Source organism: Paenibacillus sp. FSL K6-2862 (assembly GCF_038005125.1).
Lineage (GTDB): Bacteria > Bacillota > Bacilli > Paenibacillales > Paenibacillaceae > Paenibacillus > Paenibacillus illinoisensis_A.
On the sequence record NZ_JBBOSN010000001.1, the window covers coordinates 567,494 to 585,893 of the forward strand.

Here is an 18,400-nt window from a genome sequence, read left to right on the forward strand (position 1 = left end):
GCGGCATCGCATGCTTTTGACTGTGTCATTTGTTCATTGGAGAGTTCTCATACCCGGGGTCATCGTAGTCTGTATCCTGCAGCTTTGGCAGCACATTCATGCTCTCAATCGCTTGCTGGGTATCAGGAGTCCCGTGGTCGTACAGGAAACTGTACAGCAAGGTCATACCATCCGAAAACTGTTCGGTTGCTTCGTCGTGATCTGCTGATTTGTAGGGTACAGGCGCGCGCTGTAGCGTATAGGCATCGTCGTCCTCCAGCACTTTCATCAAGTCTTTCAGCCGATTTAACTGTTCATCATCCACCACGACTTCAAATGGTGTTGATTCATTCTGAGTCTGTTCAATGAGGTTATGGGTTACGGATACAAAATAATGCGTTTTACTGTCCTGCATAATCCAACCTCCATTCTAAAATGGAAAAAAGACGCTTCTACTGTTAATAAACAGCAGTAAGCGCCCTGAAACGAGCACAACCGTTCAACCGTGCCTATTCATAAGACTGCTCGATTACGATTCCCCATCCATTCCCTTTGCCTTCCAACCGCCCCTGTTCAAAAAAATCAATCCCGTCTACAGTAAACGTCATTACATAAAAAAGCCTATCCACCAATAAACCATTGTGGATAGGCTTTGCTGCCAATCTGGCATTATATCTAGGTTTCATGCCGCTTAAGTAGCAGCTTATCGTCCTGCCCGTCCAGTTACAGGCACCTCGCGTGTTCCAGCTTCCATGGATCCTGAACACAGGGGGCATGGAGGCGGTCCGGCTGCTGCCCGTTTGGCTGCTTTTGCAGAAGGTACGGCGGGTTTCTGACGGAGCCATGCCTTACAAGTAGATGAACTGCATTTCCAGATCGCTACCGTCTCTGTTCGTTCGGAACGTCCTGAGGACGATGACCCTAAACTGGATGAAGCTGAGGCAACCTGACTTCCCTGACGAACACCTGTCGTGCTGAACGCCTTATGGTTGCGAATTTGTCCGCTGCCACGACGTTCACTGAGGCGATCCTCGTCACGTTCGTTGTGCACGTCATGGTCACGATCGCTGTAGCTGATTGCACGACGATGTACCACATTCCTGCCCTCGGAACGAGTGCCAGAGCGGGCAGATTGTCCATTGCCTTTGCCATATGAAGCTGAATGGCCTGTTCGGCTATCGTCGCGCTCTTTACGTTTGTCTGGAACCTCCAGCCCGAAGGCTTCGAGCAAAAAGCGGGATACGTCTGCCGGTTTCCCGTGATGACTGGCCGGTGAAGTGACGTATAAGTACTTTTTCGCCCTTGTAATCGCAACATAAGCGAGCCGTCGTTCTTCTTCCAGAGCCATATCCAGCTCCGTATCGGTCTGCTGAACTGCAAGAGCTGCCTTTTGATCTTCAGGGATATCCTGCCGCAGGGCTGTACTGTGAGGCACAATGCCCTCGCTGGCACCGATCCAGTATACGCATGGGAATTCAAGTCCCTTGGCCCGGTGTATGGTCATCAGCTGCACTGCATCACTGTCCTGGGAGCGGCGCAGGGATTCCATTTCACGGTGTCTGCGGGAGAGCTCATCGGCAAACACTATAAACTCTTCTACCGTTTCGAACTTTTTGGCTGCGGCTTCGAATTCGTCCAGTGTCTCCAGCATCGTTTCCTTGTAGTGGGTGAAGATGCTGGGATCACCGCTTTCCATATATTTGTCGTAGAACTGGCGGCGCATCTCCTGGATGGCGATGACCGGTTTCATTTTGTGCAGCGACTTGATCAGCTTGATGCGTTCCTTGACCTGTTCCTGCTGGAAGGGCTTGAGCTTGTCCCATTTGGCCAGATGGATCAGCGGATACTTTTTGGCTTGCTGCTGTTCGCTGCGCTGAATCCACTCGAGCCCGGCATCACGGGATACGTATAGTGGTCCAAGTGCACTTGGGAGAGCATCTACAGCGCGTGGATCCAGGGAAAGGCGCATATGATCCATCAGGGGCCTGATGAGGGACTGGTCGTAGAATACTGGGGAAGCCCCATGCTGAACAAACGGAACATCTTTCAATACCAGCTGCTCAAATACGGCCCGGCTGCTGCTGGCTGTTCGGTGCAGGATCGCTATATCGCGATAAGTGTGCAATCCTTCCTCAACCTGCTGACAGATCTGGTTCACGACCCAGGCTGCTTCCTCCTCTGCGTTTGAAGGCGTGGCGAAGCGTGGTGCGTCTCCGCGATGACCAGCTGCACGCAGCCGCTTATCCCGTCTTCGCTTGTTGCGGGCGACCAGTTCACTGCCCAGTCCGAGGATGCGTGCATCACTGCGATAATTGATATCCAGCGTCACGATGCGTGCCCCGGGGTAAACTTTATCGAATTCAAGAATGGATTCCTGGCGCGCTCCATTGAACGTATAGATCGTCTGATCGTCGTCACCCACAACCATCAGGTTGCGATGGGCTGAAGCGAGCTTTTGCACAATTTCATATTGCAGTTTATTCGTATCCTGGAACTCATCGACCATGATGTACTGAAAGCGCTGCTGCAGCGGCTTCAGTACGGCGGGATCACGAAGCAGGGCTGCAGCCCGCAGCAAGATATCGTCGAAATCCATCTTGTTACGCTCACGTTTCCAGTTCTCGTAACCGAGGAGGACCCGTTTGGCATCACGTTCCTCCTGCGATTTTTCGGGAAGATCGGTCGTTTCGGAGCCCTGCATCTTCCATGCAGAGAGCATGGACAGCAGACTTTCGGGCTGGAAGGCCTCACTCATGCCGTATTGCCGCAGAAGCATTTTGATAACGGTATGCTGGGCACGTGGTTCCCCAAAGATCTCTTCCTGTACACCGTAATGACGCAGCAGTGTCAGGGCGAAGGAATGGAATGTGCGAGCCTGTACCGCTCGTGCGGATGCAGGACGAATACCTGGCAGTGATGCGATCCGGTCTTTCATCTCGGCAGCGGCCTTGTTGGTAAACGTCACGAGCAGGATACTGCCTGCATGAACGCCGCTGACTTCCATGAGATAACCAGCTCTGGCCGCCAGTACGGTCGTTTTGCCGCACCCGGCTCCGGCGAGCGTGAGCAGTGGACCTTTGCCGTGACGGACGGCTGATATTTGTGGCCCGTTCAGACGGATGCCTGCTTCTTCCAGTGAGCGGAAATAAGGCGCATCCTGATGATCATCGCCCACGAGCTGCCGACTGGTTTCCAGCGGAGCAGACGGGGACTGGGGCAGGGACGCCGCCGGAGTGACACCGAGCGGACGGGCGTAGAACGTTGAGTTCGGACTTAACATGTTTCATCCACCTCTGTATGCATTCAGGGATAGGACTATCCCGCTTAAAAGTAAACCATTTGCCCTTTTCACAATCACAATGTAAATTGGTATGATAGAGTTAGTCGCCTACATCGGCGATTATGTCGGGCCAAAGCTTCATTATACCCGAACGTATGGTCCTGACGAAAGCCCCCGAATTCATCCAGCATCGGCAGAAAACGGGCACTCACGCGCGTATGCGCAACTTTTTGGCATGATATCGTATAAGATATATACTATGAAAATTGAAAATTAAAGAACAAATTGCAGTTGAACCAGAAGAGTTCAACGTCTGACGGGACAGAGGAGGAGATGTCATGAAATTGCTTCAACGAATCAAGAACGGAGCGAACAAAGCAACGGAGCGTGCACAGCATGCTGTTGAGATTGGGAAATTAAACAATCAAATCGTGGGCTTGCAGCAGGAACAGGAAGTCCATTTTACAGATATGGGTCGCATCTTCTATGAGGGTTACCGTGCACAGGATATGACGCGCGCCGAAAAGGAAATGGTTGATCTGTCACACCTGTGCGATGAACTGCAGGATGAGATTGATGGTTTACGCAGCAAAATTGCCGAACTCAAAAATGAGCGGTTGTGCGAATGCGGCCACGTTGCTTCACTGGATGCGAACTTTTGCCCGAAGTGCGGACGTAAACTGGGTGAATTCAAGTCTGCAGCATCAGCTGCAGGTCCTGCATCTGTACGGCAAGAAGCGGCAGTGGCTCAAAGTGCGGAACGTCCTTTCTATGAGGAAACGACAACAATTCAAGATGAAGTGGATGAAACTGAACCTTATCATACGGTAATTCCGTCCATCGCAGATCTGGAGACCGAATCCGAATATAACAGTACCGAATTCACGCAGGAGGAGAAGGAGGCGTTTGATGCAGAATGGGAACGCCGCCGGGAAGAAGAGATGCTGCGCGAACGGGAACGGCAGCAGGAACTCGATGAGCGTATCCGTTACTGGAAAGAGAATAATCCGATCGTAAACACGGTTGACGTACAGACTGAAGTACCGCGGGAGATGGTGAAATGCCAGATTTGTACATCCGAGCTGCCCAAAGGCTCCAAATGGTGCCCACGCTGTGGTGCGGAACAGATCTGATGTAGTAGGACCACTGCCGCAGTAAGATAGGGCAGTGTGGTTGCTGACAGCATGGGGGGACGGGAATATGGACCAACTGCTGCATCATCTGAATCATCTAGGGTTTACCGAGATGGAATCCAAAATTATGGTGGAACTCGCGCGCCAAGGTTCAGCCTCAGGCTATGAGGTTGCGAAGCGCCTTGGCGTGTCCCGTTCCAATGTGTATTCCACCTTGCAGCGGCTCTCTCAGCGTGGATTTCTGCGCTGCAGTGCCGGAGAACCTGCGAAGTACAGTGTGCTGAAGCCCGAGGAGATGACTCAAATGATCTCCGGGCAGATGCGTGCTTCTCTTGATTATGTACAGAGCAGCATGCCACAGCATGAACCTGAGAAACCGGCCTTCTATAATATCGAAGGTGATAAAAACGTATTCGATAACCTTAGCCGTGAACTGGCTGAGGCCAAGCATGAGATTGTCGTGGACATTTGGCGTGAGGAAGCCGAATTGCTGCATGACCTCCTGAAAAAGGCAGAGGATCGGGGAGTTAGGCTGTTATGGTCATGTGATGGTGGCGAGGGGATATTGGATCAGCCTGCACCGTGGCCAGGGCATCCTCTGTACGGTAAAGGGAACGGGAGAAAGTTCTCCATTGTTGTTGATCGGCGCTGGTGCATGCTTGGGATGCGCGGGGAATCCTGTGCAACTCAGGCTGTTGTAACAGAACATCCGGTCATGACAGGTTTGCTTCTGAATCATTTTGCACAGGAATTGGTACTGTACGAGCTGGAACAGGATATGAGTGAGGAGCTGGAGTCCCGCTATGGACGCCGTTTTGAACAGCTGTCCGCTCGTTATTGGTCTGTTCCTGCGGCAGGCGATCAGGGCTGAGCAAAGGTTGCTAGGATCTGGCCTGGTAAGCTGGAACAGCGTAAGAATCGGAGACTAAAATAGTGCAGGCGCTGCCTTTGGGCAGTCGCCTGTTTTGTGTTTTGAAGTAAATCAGTGATGTTCATCACGGCACCGCTGTCCTGTTGAGTTAGAGTTAAGGTATGAAGTCATACTAATTTTGAGAAACTGGAGTTATGAGTACAGCACTCGATTTGAGTAGATGCTGAATCAGCCTTTGGGCACGTGATACAGAGCTTCGAGTACGCCAGTGTAATACTCTGTCCCATGAGGGACGAACTCGGAAGCATGGATTGAGCGAGTATGACGTTCCGGAATGGGAGAAGAAGAATCCAGGGTAGAAGCCTGTTCCGCATAAACTCCAGTGGCCTGAATCGCATCCGTTTCACCACGAAACAAGGCGAACAGATCATGCAGAGGTGCTTCATATAGGCTGTGCACTTCACTGGCCTGCAGGGTGTACGCCTCGAGTGGCTGGTTAAGACATAGGCCGTATACCGAGCTGAATTCCCGGTCCATAAATGGTACACCTCGAACCTCGCCTTGCAGCTGCTGCTTGGCAGTGAGCAGGTAAGACAGGGATTCAAATGGAGCATGGACGCCCAGTTCTTCCTCCAGTTCACGACTTGCCTCCTCAAGCTGCTCACCCGCAGTGAGATGTCCCGCTGCTGTAATGTCGTAACAACCCGGGAAGGTATCCTTAATATCACGGCGACGCTGAAAAAGAACCATCCGCTGATCAACATCATCACGCACGATCCAGCAATGGAATGAACGGTGCCAATAGCCTTTGGCATGTACCACACTGCGGAGCTCTGTGCCGATCCAATTTTGCTGATCATCATAAATGTCGAAACGTTCTGGGGTCATGATACGTATCTCCTTATATAGCAAGTTTTAAAGTTCAAAATTTCACAAAGTATGTTTTTAAATGAAAGGGGAACGAACGTATGGAATGCATTGTACACTTTCAGGTTATCTATCCGCAACCACAGGAACGTAAAAGTCTAAGAGGACTTATATTTGTCGGGCAAGGTCAGGAACCGGCCAACAACCAGTTGACGACCATGTTTAAGGATATGGGATTCAATGTACGTCTCGAAGATGAAGCGCAATTGCTGTTTAAACCAGTGGATGCTTCGGCCAACTTTGAATATATTCGGGTAACCGAACTTGATACCGGGGAAGAAGTATACAAGGAAGATAAGGATCTGAAGTCGATTCTGGAGCATCTGCTGCCGCGCCGATTCTAGTCCATAAGGAATGTAATAAGAGAGTATAAGTTTCTGCAGCCTTCATTTGCTCTTAGTCATAATGAAAAAAAAAGGCCCCACCTCTAGGGTGAGACCTTTCATATCGGAGCGGTTTCCTTACATAAAAAGGGTCTAGACAGGAGTAAACCTGTTGATTATGCGGGAGCGCCGCTGCCTTCTGCCTCCAGCTCTGAAGTACAGTGTGAACAGCGGGTAGCTGCAGCCGGTATTTCGGATAAACAGTACTTGCAAGCCTTGGTTGTTTTTTTCGGCTCGGGCTTTTTGTGCTCTTTGCTTTTAATATAATTGACGCCCTTGACGAGCATGAAAATGCAAAATGCAACGATCAGAAAATCAATGAGGATGTTGATAAATTGACCATAGGCGATGACTGTAGCGCCTGCCTCATTGGCTTGAGCCAATGTTGTAATTTCCTGACCGCTCGCAGTAGTCATATCCCGATCCAGATTAATGATTTTTTGACTGAAATCAATGCCTCCAAGCAGCTTCCCGACAGGGGGCATGATGATATCATTCACGAGGGATGTGACGATTTTACCAAAAGCAGCCCCGATGATGACACCGACTGCCAGGTCTATCACGTTGCCGCGTACGGCGAATTCCTTAAACTCCTTAAGTATGCCTTTCATCTCTGCAATCTCCTTTAACCAATAAATTCATAGTGTAGGCCGCGCATCCGTTATCATATTGTACAAAAAAAACACGCTCCAATCACCCCCCTGTCTACAAATTAAGACATGTTTTCACAATTTCCATGAAAATACTTCTTTATTTCACGCCGCCGATTCGGTATACTTCTAACATTGTCAGTTACGTTTACACTTTTATATTCAGGTTCGCGATCATATATTGTAACGAATCTTGGAGCCAAAAATGAATTGAATATGCCGTTACTCGTATATGTGCAGGAATAGGCCTGCATGTCTCTACCCGATCACCGGAATGATCGGACTACGGGAAAGATCTGCATGATCGCTATGGTTGGGCTACCTATACAGGCAATGACCCTGAAGGTGTAAGCCTAGAGGTTACCATATTCGGATGTCCATTATATCCATGCGCACATGCAGCATTTTATACGGCTTGTCCTGATAAGTACAAGTCCGTCTTTTCCCGTCTCCGGTTTTTCCGCAGCGTGTGAAAAGGCGGGCTTTTTGCTTTTTTACCATCGGAGAAGGACATGCTGGCAGGCTGTATAGAGGGCACACAGGGGGAAGAATCTCAATGCAATTGTTAAAAGACAAAGTAAGACAGGAAGGAATCGTCCTGTCAGAGCAAGTACTCAAAGTGGATTCATTCCTGAATCACCAGATGGACCCGGTTCTCATGAAGGAAGTGGGCAAGGAATTCATCCGCCGCTTTGAAGGAGAGAACATTACACGGGTGCTTACCATTGAATCGTCCGGGATTGCACCGGGGATCATGACTGCACTGGAACTGAATGTGCCGCTGATTTTTGCACGGAAGCAGAAGTCGCTCACACTCACAGAAGATATTCTGGTTGAGAAGGTGTACTCATTCACGAAGCAGGAAACGAATGAAATTACGGTAGCCAAGAAGTTCATGCAGCCTGGTGATCGTGTGCTGATTATTGATGATTTTCTGGCAAATGGTGAAGCGGCCTTTGGTCTGGCGCGCATCGTTGAGCAGGTCGGAGCTGAAGTGGTCGGTATCGGAATCGTCATTGAGAAGGCATTCCAGCCGGGAGGTCGCTTGCTGCAAGAAGCAGGATACCGCGTGGAATCGCTGGTTCGCATTGGGGCTCTGTCGAATGGACAGGTCACATTTGCGGATGAGGAGGGCTTGAACTAATATGGCACGCGAGCGCATTTTCCAGCGGCACCGGCATCCCATCAAAACGTTCTCGCTTGGTCTGCAGCATGTCCTTGCGATGTACGCGGGAGCGGTAGTCGTACCACTTATTGTTAGTAATGCATTGGGCTTCACTCAGGAACAGCTGACATATCTTATTGCGATTGACCTGCTTGCCTGTGGTGTAGCAACACTCCTCCAAGTATGGGGGAATCGTTATTTTGGAGTTGGGCTGCCAGTTATGCTCGGCTGTGCGTTCCAAGCAGTATCTCCAATGATCTTGATTGGTCTGAACAGCGGGGTGTCTGCCATTTACGGGGCGGTCATTGCGTCAGGAATTTTTGTAGTGTTATTCTCGGGGCTGTTCGGCAAACTGATCCGTCTGTTTCCACCGGTTGTGACAGGTTCGGTTGTGACCATTATTGGTCTGACACTGATTCCTGTAGCATTCAGAGATCTGGGAGGCGGTCAGAATGAACCAGATTTCGGCAGCGGGACGAATCTTCTGCTCGGCTTTGGCGTATTGGTGTTTATTATTCTTATGACTCGTTTTACGAAAGGATTTATCCGTTCAATCGCCGTTCTGGTTGGTCTTCTTGCCGGTACGGTAGCAGCCGGGTTTATGGGCGAGGTTAACTTTGCCCCGATTCGTGAAGCAAGCTGGTTCCACATGGTGAAGCCATTTTACTTCGGAACGCCAACGTTTGAGATTGTTCCAATTCTGACGATGATCCTGGTGGCCATTGTGAGCGTAGCTGAATCGACAGGCGTATTTATGGCTCTCGGCAAAATTCTGGACAAGGATCTGTCCTCCAAGGATTTGGCCCGGGGATATAGAGCGGAAGGGCTCGCAATCGTACTTGGAGGGATTTTTAACTCGTTTCCATATACCACCTATTCACAAAATGTAGGGCTTGTACAGATGACTCGTGTTAAAACTCGGGATGTCATCGTGGTAGCAGGCGGCTTACTGGTCGTGATCGGATTCGTTCCGAAAATTGCTGCACTTGCACAGCTTGTACCTGGCTCAGTATTGGGCGGAGCGATGGTTGCGCTGTTCGGGATGGTTGTTTCATCCGGTATTCGCATCATTGGCAGTCAGGTCGATCTGAATCGGCATGAGAACCTGTTTATCATTGCTTGTTCCGTAGGCATGGGCTTGGGAGTTACCGTAGTACCTGAACTGTTCGCGGGTGCACCGGACTGGGCACAAATTATGCTGGGTAACGGAATCATTGCCGGCAGCTTCACCGCCATCTTCATGAATTTGCTGTTTAATGGCCTTGGTACGAAGGCGACAGCTGCGAAAATGGCTGAGAAGCAGGCAGATGCGATTCTTGGAGAGACGGAGAAATCAGCATAAATATGTAGATGTGGTTAGGTGGTATCCGGAATGGATGCTATGTTAACTCACAAGATGAATAAGTCACGTGATGAATGAATGAAGTTAATGACATGATTAATTCACGGAATAAATGATATACCACCTTAACATCCGGATCGCTGCACGAGAGCAGTGATTCGGATGTTTTTTGTTTTATTTTAGGAGTGGATGCTACAGATGTCTCATCTGTTTTTCAGCAAAATCCCCTACCCAAGGCAGTTTCAGCCATTTTCCCTGCAAGCTGGTGACGACCATGATAATCCAAACGACTACGCCCAGCAGTGATAACAAGGATGCGACCAGAGGGCCGAATAGAGGCAGAAATGCCGACAAAACATGGCCGATCATAATAAAGCCAAAGACCGTGACGGATTGAAGAGCGTGAAACAGTACAAACCGGCTGCGTTTCTCCACGGCCAGGAAGACGATTCCACCTACAAAGGTAAACAGATAACAGAGCATGCCGGCGATATTCTCATCCAGACCGCTTGAGGATTTCATGGGGGACATCCGGTCCAGCCTCCTTTGTCCTTTTTCTATACGTTATGAAGAAGGTGGACAGAACTGAACCGGGTTTAATAACGAATGTTATGAGATAAAGCATAAGATATGGAAACTTATGAGTCTATAGGATGAAAAGCGGGTTAGACCTCGCATTCAACCTATATGGAAACAAGGGCCCACCAGCCATAGGTAATGGCGTGATGTGCCCCGGTCATGTTTACGAGATATTCAACAGGCTTAAACGAATCTAAAGATCTTTTCGTTGAAAGTTTCTGCGTGGAGAAGTCACTTTGCCGATTTTATCGGTATCGTTCTCTTTGGGTACCAGACGTTCGTCCGTGCGGCCTTCGTGATGATTCTCAAACATGAACTCCGTCAGCTTCCATTCCGATTTGCCCAGAACCGGATCAGCAGGGAAATGTTGACCACGGTGCAGATGTTCCTCGCGACCCGCTTCATTGATGTAAACTCCGTCGACTTCCACCTTTTCATGCGAAAGGGGCAGCATATCCTGTTCTTCGCGGTCCATGAAACAGCGCCTCCTTTGATACCAATAATTTAACTGTATGGGTTGTCCGTGATAATATCCCCCGAATAGTTCCGTGTTATGCTGGATAGAATTAATTCCGTACAGAAGGGACATATTCATAAAATATGATTCGGGATTAAACTTTTTGGGCGTAAAAACCGTTATAAATAATAAGCAAAATCGTCAAGTCGTAACATACTCCCGAATATGCTACAATAAGATTATGATTCAAACTGAATCATATCGGGTATTTATAGTGTCAGGTACTTGCTTTCAGCGAGGTTCCCGACCTAAGCTTGCTTTAAGCCGCGCACACAACTTCATGGATGGCATTTAAGACTTATTCGGCGTTCTCTAAACGGAGCATTCACTTTCAACGTTTTGGGAGGGAATTACAATGGCAACGAAAGGTCACAATGAGGTCAAAGAAAGTTTGAGGGAAATGACTCGGATTTTCCGTCCTAAGGATCCAAAAAAATTCGTGAAGGAGTACGTGAGAAAATACCGGATTACGGGTGGATATGAGGAAGAATTGACTTCTGTGGTCGAGCACGAGCTTGTCAAGATGGATTCTTCCGTGTCCTGAAACACATCATTGAATTATACTGTTCCGATATGAATAGAACCGTCTCCCGGGCGATATGCTCCGGCAGACGGTTTTTTTTGCTGTCCTGGGATTTACTCTTGAAATGAAAGGACATGAAGCATTGCATGACTTTTGGGCTGTGTGGCATTTCTTTTGCATATACATGGAAGTACACATAGGCAGGAAGGATGAATGCATGTGGACCCTATTTTGAAAACGAGAGAAGAGATTGGCTACATGCGGGAAGCAGGCCGGATTCTGCGAAGCTGCCACGAGCATATTGAACAATGGCTTACCCCTGGCATAACCACAGGTGAGATTGACAGACGGGTAGAGGCATTTCTGGCCGAACGAGGGGCCACTCCGGAGCAAAAGGGATATAAAGGCTATCCGTATGCGACTTGTGCTTCAGTGAATGAGGTTGTCTGTCACGGCTTCCCGGATGAACGGGAGTTGGTTGCAGGGGATGTTGTGACCATTGATATGGTGGTAAACAAGGATGGCTGGCTTGCTGACTCGGCATGGACTTACGGAATTGGCGAACAACGCAGATCCATTCGCAAGCTGATGAAACGCACAGAAAGGGCCCTCCACCGGGCTATAGCACAGGCTGTACCAGGAAATACGCTGGGGGATATCGGCAACGCGATTGAACGGACTGCGAGATTGTACCGCTATGGCATTGTTAAGCCACTCATCGGTCATGGGATTGGTCAGTATATTCATGAACCACCCAACGTACTGCCTTATGGTAAACGCAGGACTGGCATGATGCTTACGGAAGGCATGGTTATTACAATTGAGCCCATATTTACGAGAGGCAGTTCAGGAGCCGTGTTTTGGGATGAAGATGGATGGACTGTCCGAACGGTCGACGGAACATGGGGAGTCCAGTATGAACATACGATTGCGATAACCCGAGATGGACCGCTTATACTAACCGATGGAACGTAAGTCCTTTGACTAGGCTGGTTAGGTTTGTTCAAATGATCGTTTAGGAGTGAAGCCAACATGCAGGGTCAGACGCCAAAGCTAGTTCATCGATGTGAATAGAACAGAGTGTAGGATTTGGCCCTGTAGAAGCTGGGAAAAAAGGAAGCTGAGAAAAGCTCTTATTCTTTTGCATAATACTGCATGTTTTTTACGTGAGAAAAGTCACTGAAAATTCACGATAAATCGCCGAAATATGGCAAATATTTTCAAATTAAGAGGTTTACATTTATAACTGAAATCGTTTGCAAACTAAGTTGTGGTGCGGTTTTTATACATAAGTGAACAATTTGTGAACATGTGTCCAAAGATTGACAAAATCATACCCTCAACTTATATTTAATAAGTGATTGAACCATATAGAATGAATTGGAAGAATGCGCAGACATGCCCTTTGAAGGAAATGAAGGGGGTTCTGGAAGCGTTATTTTTGGAAGCGTTCTGTATGACGGACAGGATTATGCGGATCGGGCTGAAGTGACCTTATCAGGCTAAACTTCGAACGATAACGGTAGTCTACGAAAATGTTAAAAAAGTGGGGTAGATCAATGATGAAACAGTGGCAGGTTGCAAAGCGAATTCTCCCCTTGCTGGCGGTGTTCTCTTTGCTGCTATCCGCATGCGGGCGGGAAGACTTGTCGGTAATGAAACCTCAGGGTCCTGTGGCACAAGGCCAATATGATCTGATGAAGCTGTCCATTGCGATTATGATCGTAGTGCTCATCATTGTATTTGCCATTGCTGCGTATGTGCTGATCCGGTTTCGCAGACGTGCCGGGCAGAATGAAGTTCCCGAACAGGTTGAAGGCAATTTCAAGCTGGAAGTGATTTGGACAGCCATTCCGCTTTTGTTGGTTATTGTACTGGCTGTACCGACAGTTCAGACGATCTTTGCCCAAGGCGAAGATTTGTCCAAGGACAAAAATGCAATTCAGGTCAAAGTTACCTCACATCAGTATTGGTGGGAATTCACTTATCCTCAATATGATGTTACCACCTCTCAAGATCTTATCATCCCGACCGGCAAAAAAATCGCATTCGAATTAAAAACCGCAGACGTGCTTCACTCCTTCTGGGTGCCGTCACTTGCGGGCAAAATGGACACAAACCCGGATGGAACAGTGAACAGATTTAGTTTCTCAGCACCTAATGAAGGCGTTTACCGCGGGAAATGTGCGGAGCTATGCGGAAGGTCGCATGCCTTTATGGAATTCAAAGTAAAAGCAGTCAGCCAGGAATCCTTTGACAGATGGGTCAATGAGATGAAGGCACCGGCAGTGCTGCCGGAAGATACACAGCTTGCTGAAAAGTTCAAAACGAACTGCCTGTCTTGCCACGCAGTTGGCGATCAAGGCGGACCTGTTGCCCCGAATCTCACAGGAATCGGCGGCAAGGAAGCTGTCGCAGGTATTTTGCTGAACCAGCGTGAGGGACAGGAAGAAGGCAATCCGGTGCTGGATAACATGAAACAATGGCTCCATGATCCACAATCCGTGAAGCCGGGCAATACGATGCCGAATCCAAAAGATCTTGGACTTACGGATGAAGAAATCGACGGAATTGCCGAATATCTAGCCAACTACAAATTGGACTATGAATAGAACAGCAAGGACGAAGAAGGGGGTACACTACCTTGGCTCATGCTCATAGCGTCAAGCGGTACAGGGGCTTGATGGATTGGATCACCACCGTCGATCACAAAAAGATTGCTATACTTTATTTAATTGCAGGTGGATTTTTCTTCGGGATTGGCGGTATTGAAGCCATCCTGATCCGGATTCAGCTGATGAAGCCGATGAATAGTTTTGTGACGGCTCAGGTCTTCAACGAATTGATTACGATGCACGGAACAACGATGATCTTCCTTGGTGTCATGCCGATCATATTTGCCATCATGAATGCTGTCGTTCCTTTGCAGATTGGTGCCCGGGACGTCGCCTTTCCATTTATTAATGCACTAGGATTCTGGACGTTCCTGTTTGGCGGACTGCTGCTGAACCTGAGCTGGATCATGGGTGGGGCGCCTGATGCAGGCTGGACGTCATACACGCCGCTCTCCAGTAGTGAGTACAGCGGAACCCATGGTGTGGACTTCTATACGATTGGCCTACAGATAGCTGGTCTAGGAACACTCATCGGGGGCATTAACTTTCTCGCCACGATCATTACGATGCGTGCACCCGGCATGTCCTATATGCGGATGCCGATGTTTACATGGACTACATTTATTACTTCAGCCATCATCCTTTTTGCATTCCCTGCCATTACGGTAGGACTCGTACTGTTGACGTTTGATCGTATTCTGGGAGCCAACTTCTTCGATGTCGCAAATGGTGGTAACCCTGTACTCTGGCAGCACATTTTCTGGATCTTCGGACATCCGGAAGTGTACATACTCATCTTGCCGGCGTTTGGAATTATCTCGGAAGTTATTCCGACCTTTGCACGGAAGAGATTGTTTGGTTACAGTTCCATGGTGTTTGCAACCATCCTGATTGCCTTCCTGGGATTCATGGTATGGGCACACCACATGTTTACAACGGGTCTCGGCAATGTGGCCAACGCACTCTTTTCAATCTCAACCATGCTAATTGCCGTACCGACAGGGATCAAAATATTTAACTGGCTCTTCACGATGTGGGGTGGACAGATCCGTTTTACGGCTGCGAACCTGTTTGCTGTAGGATTCGTTCCAACCTTCGTCATGGGTGGTGTCACAGGTGTCATGCTTGCTTCTGCACCAGCTGATTTCCAGTTTCATGATACGTACTTTGTCGTAGCCCACTTCCACTATGTAATCGTTGGTGGTTTGGTTCTTGGATTGTTCTCGGGCCTGCATTACTGGTGGCCGAAGATGTTCGGTCGCATTTTGAGCGAAACACTTGGGAAATGGACATTCTGGACATTCATGATCGGTTTCCAATTAACGTTCTTCGTGCAGCATTTCCTCGGTCTCATGGGGATGCAGCGCCGGATCGTTACATACTTGCCGAATCAGGATTTTGACCTGCTTAACCTGGTCAGCTCCGTTGGAGCATTCCTGATGGGTGTAGGTGTGATTATGTTCCTCGTGAACATCGTCATTACAACAAGAAAACCGGTGAATGCGCCAAATGATCCGTGGGAAGATGGCCGTACGTTGGAATGGTCCATTCCGTCTCCGCCGCCGGAATATAACTTCAAGCAGACTCCGCTTGTTCGCGGAATCGATGCATATTGGAAGGAAAAGATGGCAGGACACACGGAGATGACTCCTGCTGAACCGGTAGGTTCGATTCATATGCCATCTGCAACACCGCTGCCGTTTATCATGTCTGTCGGTATTTTCATTGCCGGACTGGGCCTGATGTTCAGCAAAGACGATTTTGGCAATGCTTTTATGAACGGACTTTTCAATAATTATATTGTGGTCATTATCGGCCTTCTGATTACATTCGGAGCGATGGCAATGCGTTCACTTTATGATGACCATGGCTGGCATATCGAGCCCGAGGATCAGGATGAGAAGGGGGTTAGAACATGACAACTTCACATGCCGAACCGGTAAGTGGCCAATTGCCGCATGAACCGGAGAAAGCAACGCTGGAGGGACGCAACAAGCTCATTGGCTTCTGGTTGTTCCTTGGCGGCGAGACGGTATTGTTCGGTACACTCTTCGCAACCTTCCTGGCGCTTCGTGGCCAGACGAATGAAGGGCCATCGGCGAATGAACTGTTCCATCTGCCGCTTGTGGCAGCAGCTACCTTCATACTCCTCGTCAGCAGTCTGACAAGTGTATTTGCGATCCAGGCCATGCATCGGGGTAACCGAAGTGCATTGACACTTTGGCTCGGAATTACGGTAGTGCTGGGCCTTGGATTCCTTGGTATTGAAATTTATGAGTTCTATGAATATGTGGTGCACAAAGAGTTCGGGATGACAACCAGTGCATTCAGCTCCGCTTTTTACACGCTGGTTGGATTCCATGGAGCCCACGTTGCATTCGGTATTCTGTGGATCGGACTTATTATCGGGCAGCTGTTCAGAAAAGGATTAACGGTCGTAACTGCACCAAAGGTATACGTCTCCGCAATGTACTGGCACTTTATTGACGTGGTCTGGGTGTTTATCTTTACGGTCGTCTACCTGCTCGGAAAGGTGGGTTAACACATGTCGGTACAGGATAAGAGTGATCAACAACCTGTGAAACATCGTCACCGGACAGAAGGACCGCAGAAGCATGTCGTTGTGTTTATATTCTCCATCATCCTGACACTCATAGCGTTTGCAGCCGTTAAGGCAGGGGGCGTCAATACATCCTTTACCATCATTCTATTGGTGGTTATGGCCATTCTTCAGGTGTTTGTCCAGCTGGGATACTGGATGCACATGAAGGATAAAGGCCATCTGATGCCCATCCTGTTTATGGCTTTCGGATTTTTCGTAGCATTCACGTGCATCATCATGGCACTCTATTGGGTTTGGTGGTAAATGAGATGGCGGCGGCGCAGTGCCGCCGTCTTTTCCCCTTTTAGGCGATGGAATGAAAAGATGGTTTAAGGCTACAACCAAATCAGGTCACCGGGAGGTTTCCCGTATGCTCGGGTTGCAATACTTCAGTTTCAACGATTTATGGAGTCCCTTCATTCTTGCGTTATTTTTGCTCATTGCAGCTGTGTATCTGTTTGTCGTAGGTCCGTTAAGTGAAAGGGTTACTGATGCAGAACCTGCTAACGCTGCACAGAAAATCATGTTTATTACGGGTCTGGCCGTGTTCTATCTTGCCCAGGCTGGACCATTTAATTTGCTGGGGCACGTCATGTTCAGCTTTCACATGGTAAGCATGGCTCTGTCTTATCTGGTTGCTCCACCTTTATTGATGAAAGGGCTGCCCCTCTGGTTGTGGCGAAAGATCATTCAGTGGCTGCCAGCGCGGCAGTTATCCTTTTTAGCTCATCCGATTGTCGCGGCATTACTCTTTAATGGTTTATTTTCGCTGTATCATCTGCCCGTTGTCCATGACTATGTCATGCTGAATTTTACGGTTCACCGACTGTATTACTTGGTTCTCTTTATTACCTCTATGCTCATGTGGTGGACACTTCTTAATCCGCTGCCGGAGGCAAGACAGGCGTCAGGACTGTCGAAGATTGGATTTATCTTTCTTAATATGGTGCTGCTAACACCAGCCTGCGGCCTGATCATTTTTGCGTCCGAGCCATTATATGCAACGTATAGCAATCCTGCCGTATGGGCGGAAGCAATGAGATATTGCGTGTCAGGGGACTCCTCGGCATTATTGCGTACATTCGGAGGTCCGGGTTTCTTTAACTTCCTGTCTTCTGCCAAAGAGGATCAGCAGGTGGGTGGTATTTTGATGAAGTTTATTCAGGAGGGTATCTTCGTATCCATGCTGGCATATGTTTTCTTTCAATGGTACCGCAAGGAAAAACGCGAAGATGATGATGATCCGTATCCTGTAGAACGTTCAGGTGGACCGCTCAATCCTGCGAAATAAGCCTTAGTTATGTTCAGACAAGAGGGGGAACACACGATGGATATGCATTTTTTGCTACCTACGATCAGTACTTTTTTCATTGTGATTAGCGCTGTACTGGTTGGGATCGGGTGGGTGTTAATCGTTCGCGGCAAAAAGGAGGCTCATCAGTCCATGATGATAGCAGGAGCTGTGGCGGCTCTGCTATTCTTTATCATCTACATGTCCCGAACGATATTTGTTGGAAATACCGCTTGGGGCGGTGATCCGGAGATGGAGATCTTCTATCGAATCTTTCTAATCTTTCATATTATTCTCGCCACAGCAGCTGCGGTCTTCGGTATCTCTACCCTGGTGCTGGGCTTTAAGAAGAAATTTGCTACACATCGTCGCTGGGGACGGTTTACATCCATGATCTGGTTCAGCAGCGCACTTACAGGCGTCATCGTATATGTCCTGTTATATCTCCTTTATCCTGGCGGGCATACGCGCCCTGTATGGGAAGTCATCCTCGGGGTGTAGAACAGTAAACAAATTCTTTGAAAATATGAAAATGGATGAATG

20 protein-coding genes and 1 riboswitch are annotated in these 18,400 nt (G+C 48.6%); of the genes, 13 read left to right on the forward strand and 7 right to left on the reverse strand.

Annotated features, from left to right (window positions below):
- Nucleotides 1–25 precede the first annotated feature (25 nt).
- The 3 genes from MHB82_RS02690 to MHB82_RS02700 form a co-directional block, all read right to left on the reverse strand.
- The gene (locus tag MHB82_RS02690) at nucleotides 26–394 is read right to left on the reverse strand and encodes a hypothetical protein (protein ID WP_341173745.1); all 369 of its coding nucleotides are present in this window, start codon (nucleotides 392–394) and stop codon (nucleotides 26–28) included.
- Nucleotides 395–488: 94 nt separating this feature from the next.
- Entirely contained in the window at nucleotides 489–665 is a 177-nt protein-coding gene (locus tag MHB82_RS02695) for a hypothetical protein (protein WP_341173746.1), read from the reverse strand.
- Nucleotides 666–682: 17 nt separating this feature from the next.
- Complete coding sequence (locus tag MHB82_RS02700; protein ID WP_341173747.1) at nucleotides 683–3,259, reverse strand: UvrD-helicase domain-containing protein; 2,577 nt, start codon at nucleotides 3,257–3,259, stop codon at nucleotides 683–685.
- 338 nt (nucleotides 3,260–3,597) lie between these two features.
- On the opposite strand from MHB82_RS02700, the gene MHB82_RS02705 reads away from it, so the two are divergent.
- Together MHB82_RS02705 and MHB82_RS02710 are read left to right on the forward strand one after the other, a co-directional pair.
- On the forward strand, nucleotides 3,598–4,392 hold the full coding sequence (locus MHB82_RS02705) for a zinc ribbon domain-containing protein (RefSeq protein WP_341173748.1): 795 nt from the start codon (nucleotides 3,598–3,600) through the stop codon (nucleotides 4,390–4,392).
- Between the two features lie 67 nt (nucleotides 4,393–4,459).
- Complete coding sequence (locus MHB82_RS02710) at nucleotides 4,460–5,263, forward strand: TrmB family transcriptional regulator (protein ID WP_095361492.1); 804 nt, start codon at nucleotides 4,460–4,462, stop codon at nucleotides 5,261–5,263.
- Between the two features lie 228 nt (nucleotides 5,264–5,491).
- Here MHB82_RS02710 and MHB82_RS02715 read toward each other — a convergent pair whose 3' ends face one another.
- Complete coding sequence (locus tag MHB82_RS02715; protein ID WP_341173749.1) at nucleotides 5,492–6,151, reverse strand: NUDIX hydrolase; 660 nt, start codon at nucleotides 6,149–6,151, stop codon at nucleotides 5,492–5,494.
- Nucleotides 6,152–6,231: 80 nt separating this feature from the next.
- Between MHB82_RS02715 and MHB82_RS02720 the strand changes: the two genes are divergently transcribed.
- Nucleotides 6,232–6,534, forward strand: coding sequence for a hypothetical protein (locus MHB82_RS02720; RefSeq protein WP_095291879.1), 303 nt, complete (start codon nucleotides 6,232–6,234; stop codon nucleotides 6,532–6,534).
- Between the two features lie 155 nt (nucleotides 6,535–6,689).
- On the opposite strand, the gene mscL is transcribed toward MHB82_RS02720, so the two are convergent.
- On the reverse strand, nucleotides 6,690–7,184 hold the full coding sequence (mscL, locus tag MHB82_RS02725; RefSeq protein ID WP_095291881.1) for a large conductance mechanosensitive channel protein MscL: 495 nt from the start codon (nucleotides 7,182–7,184) through the stop codon (nucleotides 6,690–6,692).
- 245 nt (nucleotides 7,185–7,429) lie between these two features.
- A riboswitch (purine riboswitch) is annotated at nucleotides 7,430–7,529 on the forward strand.
- Nucleotides 7,530–7,779: 250 nt separating this feature from the next.
- Between mscL and MHB82_RS02730 the strand changes: the two genes are divergently transcribed.
- Together MHB82_RS02730 and MHB82_RS02735 are read left to right on the forward strand one after the other, a co-directional pair.
- Nucleotides 7,780–8,367 carry a xanthine phosphoribosyltransferase gene (locus tag MHB82_RS02730; protein ID WP_110756883.1) on the forward strand — a complete coding sequence of 196 codons (588 nt, stop codon included), beginning with the start codon at nucleotides 7,780–7,782 and terminating at the stop codon, nucleotides 8,365–8,367.
- Nucleotide 8,368: 1 nt separating this feature from the next.
- Nucleotides 8,369–9,730 (forward strand): nucleobase:cation symporter-2 family protein, encoded by a 1,362-nt coding sequence (locus tag MHB82_RS02735; RefSeq protein WP_110756885.1) that lies wholly within the window; start codon nucleotides 8,369–8,371, stop codon nucleotides 9,728–9,730.
- Between the two features lie 192 nt (nucleotides 9,731–9,922).
- Here MHB82_RS02735 and MHB82_RS02740 read toward each other — a convergent pair whose 3' ends face one another.
- A complete protein-coding gene (locus MHB82_RS02740) occupies nucleotides 9,923–10,261 on the reverse strand; it encodes a DUF4870 domain-containing protein (RefSeq protein WP_341173750.1) in 339 nt (112 codons plus the stop codon).
- A 241-nt stretch (nucleotides 10,262–10,502) separates the two neighbouring features.
- On the reverse strand, nucleotides 10,503–10,784 hold the full coding sequence (locus MHB82_RS02745; RefSeq protein ID WP_095361487.1) for a transposase: 282 nt from the start codon (nucleotides 10,782–10,784) through the stop codon (nucleotides 10,503–10,505).
- 397 nt (nucleotides 10,785–11,181) lie between these two features.
- Here MHB82_RS02745 and MHB82_RS02750 point away from each other — a divergent pair, with 397 nt between their 5' ends.
- The 8 genes from MHB82_RS02750 to MHB82_RS02785 all read left to right on the forward strand — a co-directional run bounded on the left by MHB82_RS02750 (nucleotide 11,182) and on the right by MHB82_RS02785 (nucleotide 18,358).
- Complete coding sequence (locus MHB82_RS02750) at nucleotides 11,182–11,370, forward strand: hypothetical protein (RefSeq protein ID WP_017690840.1); 189 nt, start codon at nucleotides 11,182–11,184, stop codon at nucleotides 11,368–11,370.
- Between the two features lie 192 nt (nucleotides 11,371–11,562).
- Complete coding sequence (gene map, locus MHB82_RS02755; RefSeq protein ID WP_095361486.1) at nucleotides 11,563–12,324, forward strand: type I methionyl aminopeptidase; 762 nt, start codon at nucleotides 11,563–11,565, stop codon at nucleotides 12,322–12,324.
- A gap of 584 nt (nucleotides 12,325–12,908) precedes the next feature.
- Nucleotides 12,909–13,961, forward strand: coding sequence for a cytochrome c oxidase subunit II (gene coxB, locus MHB82_RS02760; protein WP_095361485.1), 1,053 nt, complete (start codon nucleotides 12,909–12,911; stop codon nucleotides 13,959–13,961).
- A gap of 71 nt (nucleotides 13,962–14,032) precedes the next feature.
- Nucleotides 14,033–15,883, forward strand: coding sequence for a cytochrome c oxidase subunit I (gene ctaD / locus MHB82_RS02765; RefSeq protein ID WP_426643393.1), 1,851 nt, complete (start codon nucleotides 14,033–14,035; stop codon nucleotides 15,881–15,883).
- Nucleotides 15,880–16,506, forward strand: a complete 627-nt coding sequence (locus tag MHB82_RS02770; protein WP_341173751.1) for a cytochrome (ubi)quinol oxidase subunit III — start codon at nucleotides 15,880–15,882, stop codon at nucleotides 16,504–16,506. The genes ctaD and MHB82_RS02770 overlap by 4 nt, the downstream gene beginning before the upstream one ends.
- 3 nt (nucleotides 16,507–16,509) lie before the next feature.
- A complete protein-coding gene (locus MHB82_RS02775; RefSeq protein ID WP_095291893.1) occupies nucleotides 16,510–16,830 on the forward strand; it encodes a cytochrome C oxidase subunit IV family protein in 321 nt (106 codons plus the stop codon).
- Nucleotides 16,831–16,936: 106 nt separating this feature from the next.
- Nucleotides 16,937–17,857, forward strand: a complete 921-nt coding sequence (gene ctaG / locus MHB82_RS02780) for a cytochrome c oxidase assembly factor CtaG (RefSeq protein WP_095361483.1) — start codon at nucleotides 16,937–16,939, stop codon at nucleotides 17,855–17,857.
- Between the two features lie 36 nt (nucleotides 17,858–17,893).
- Nucleotides 17,894–18,358 carry a DUF420 domain-containing protein gene (locus tag MHB82_RS02785; RefSeq protein WP_341173752.1) on the forward strand — a complete coding sequence of 155 codons (465 nt, stop codon included), beginning with the start codon at nucleotides 17,894–17,896 and terminating at the stop codon, nucleotides 18,356–18,358.
- Nucleotides 18,359–18,400 lie beyond the last annotated feature (42 nt).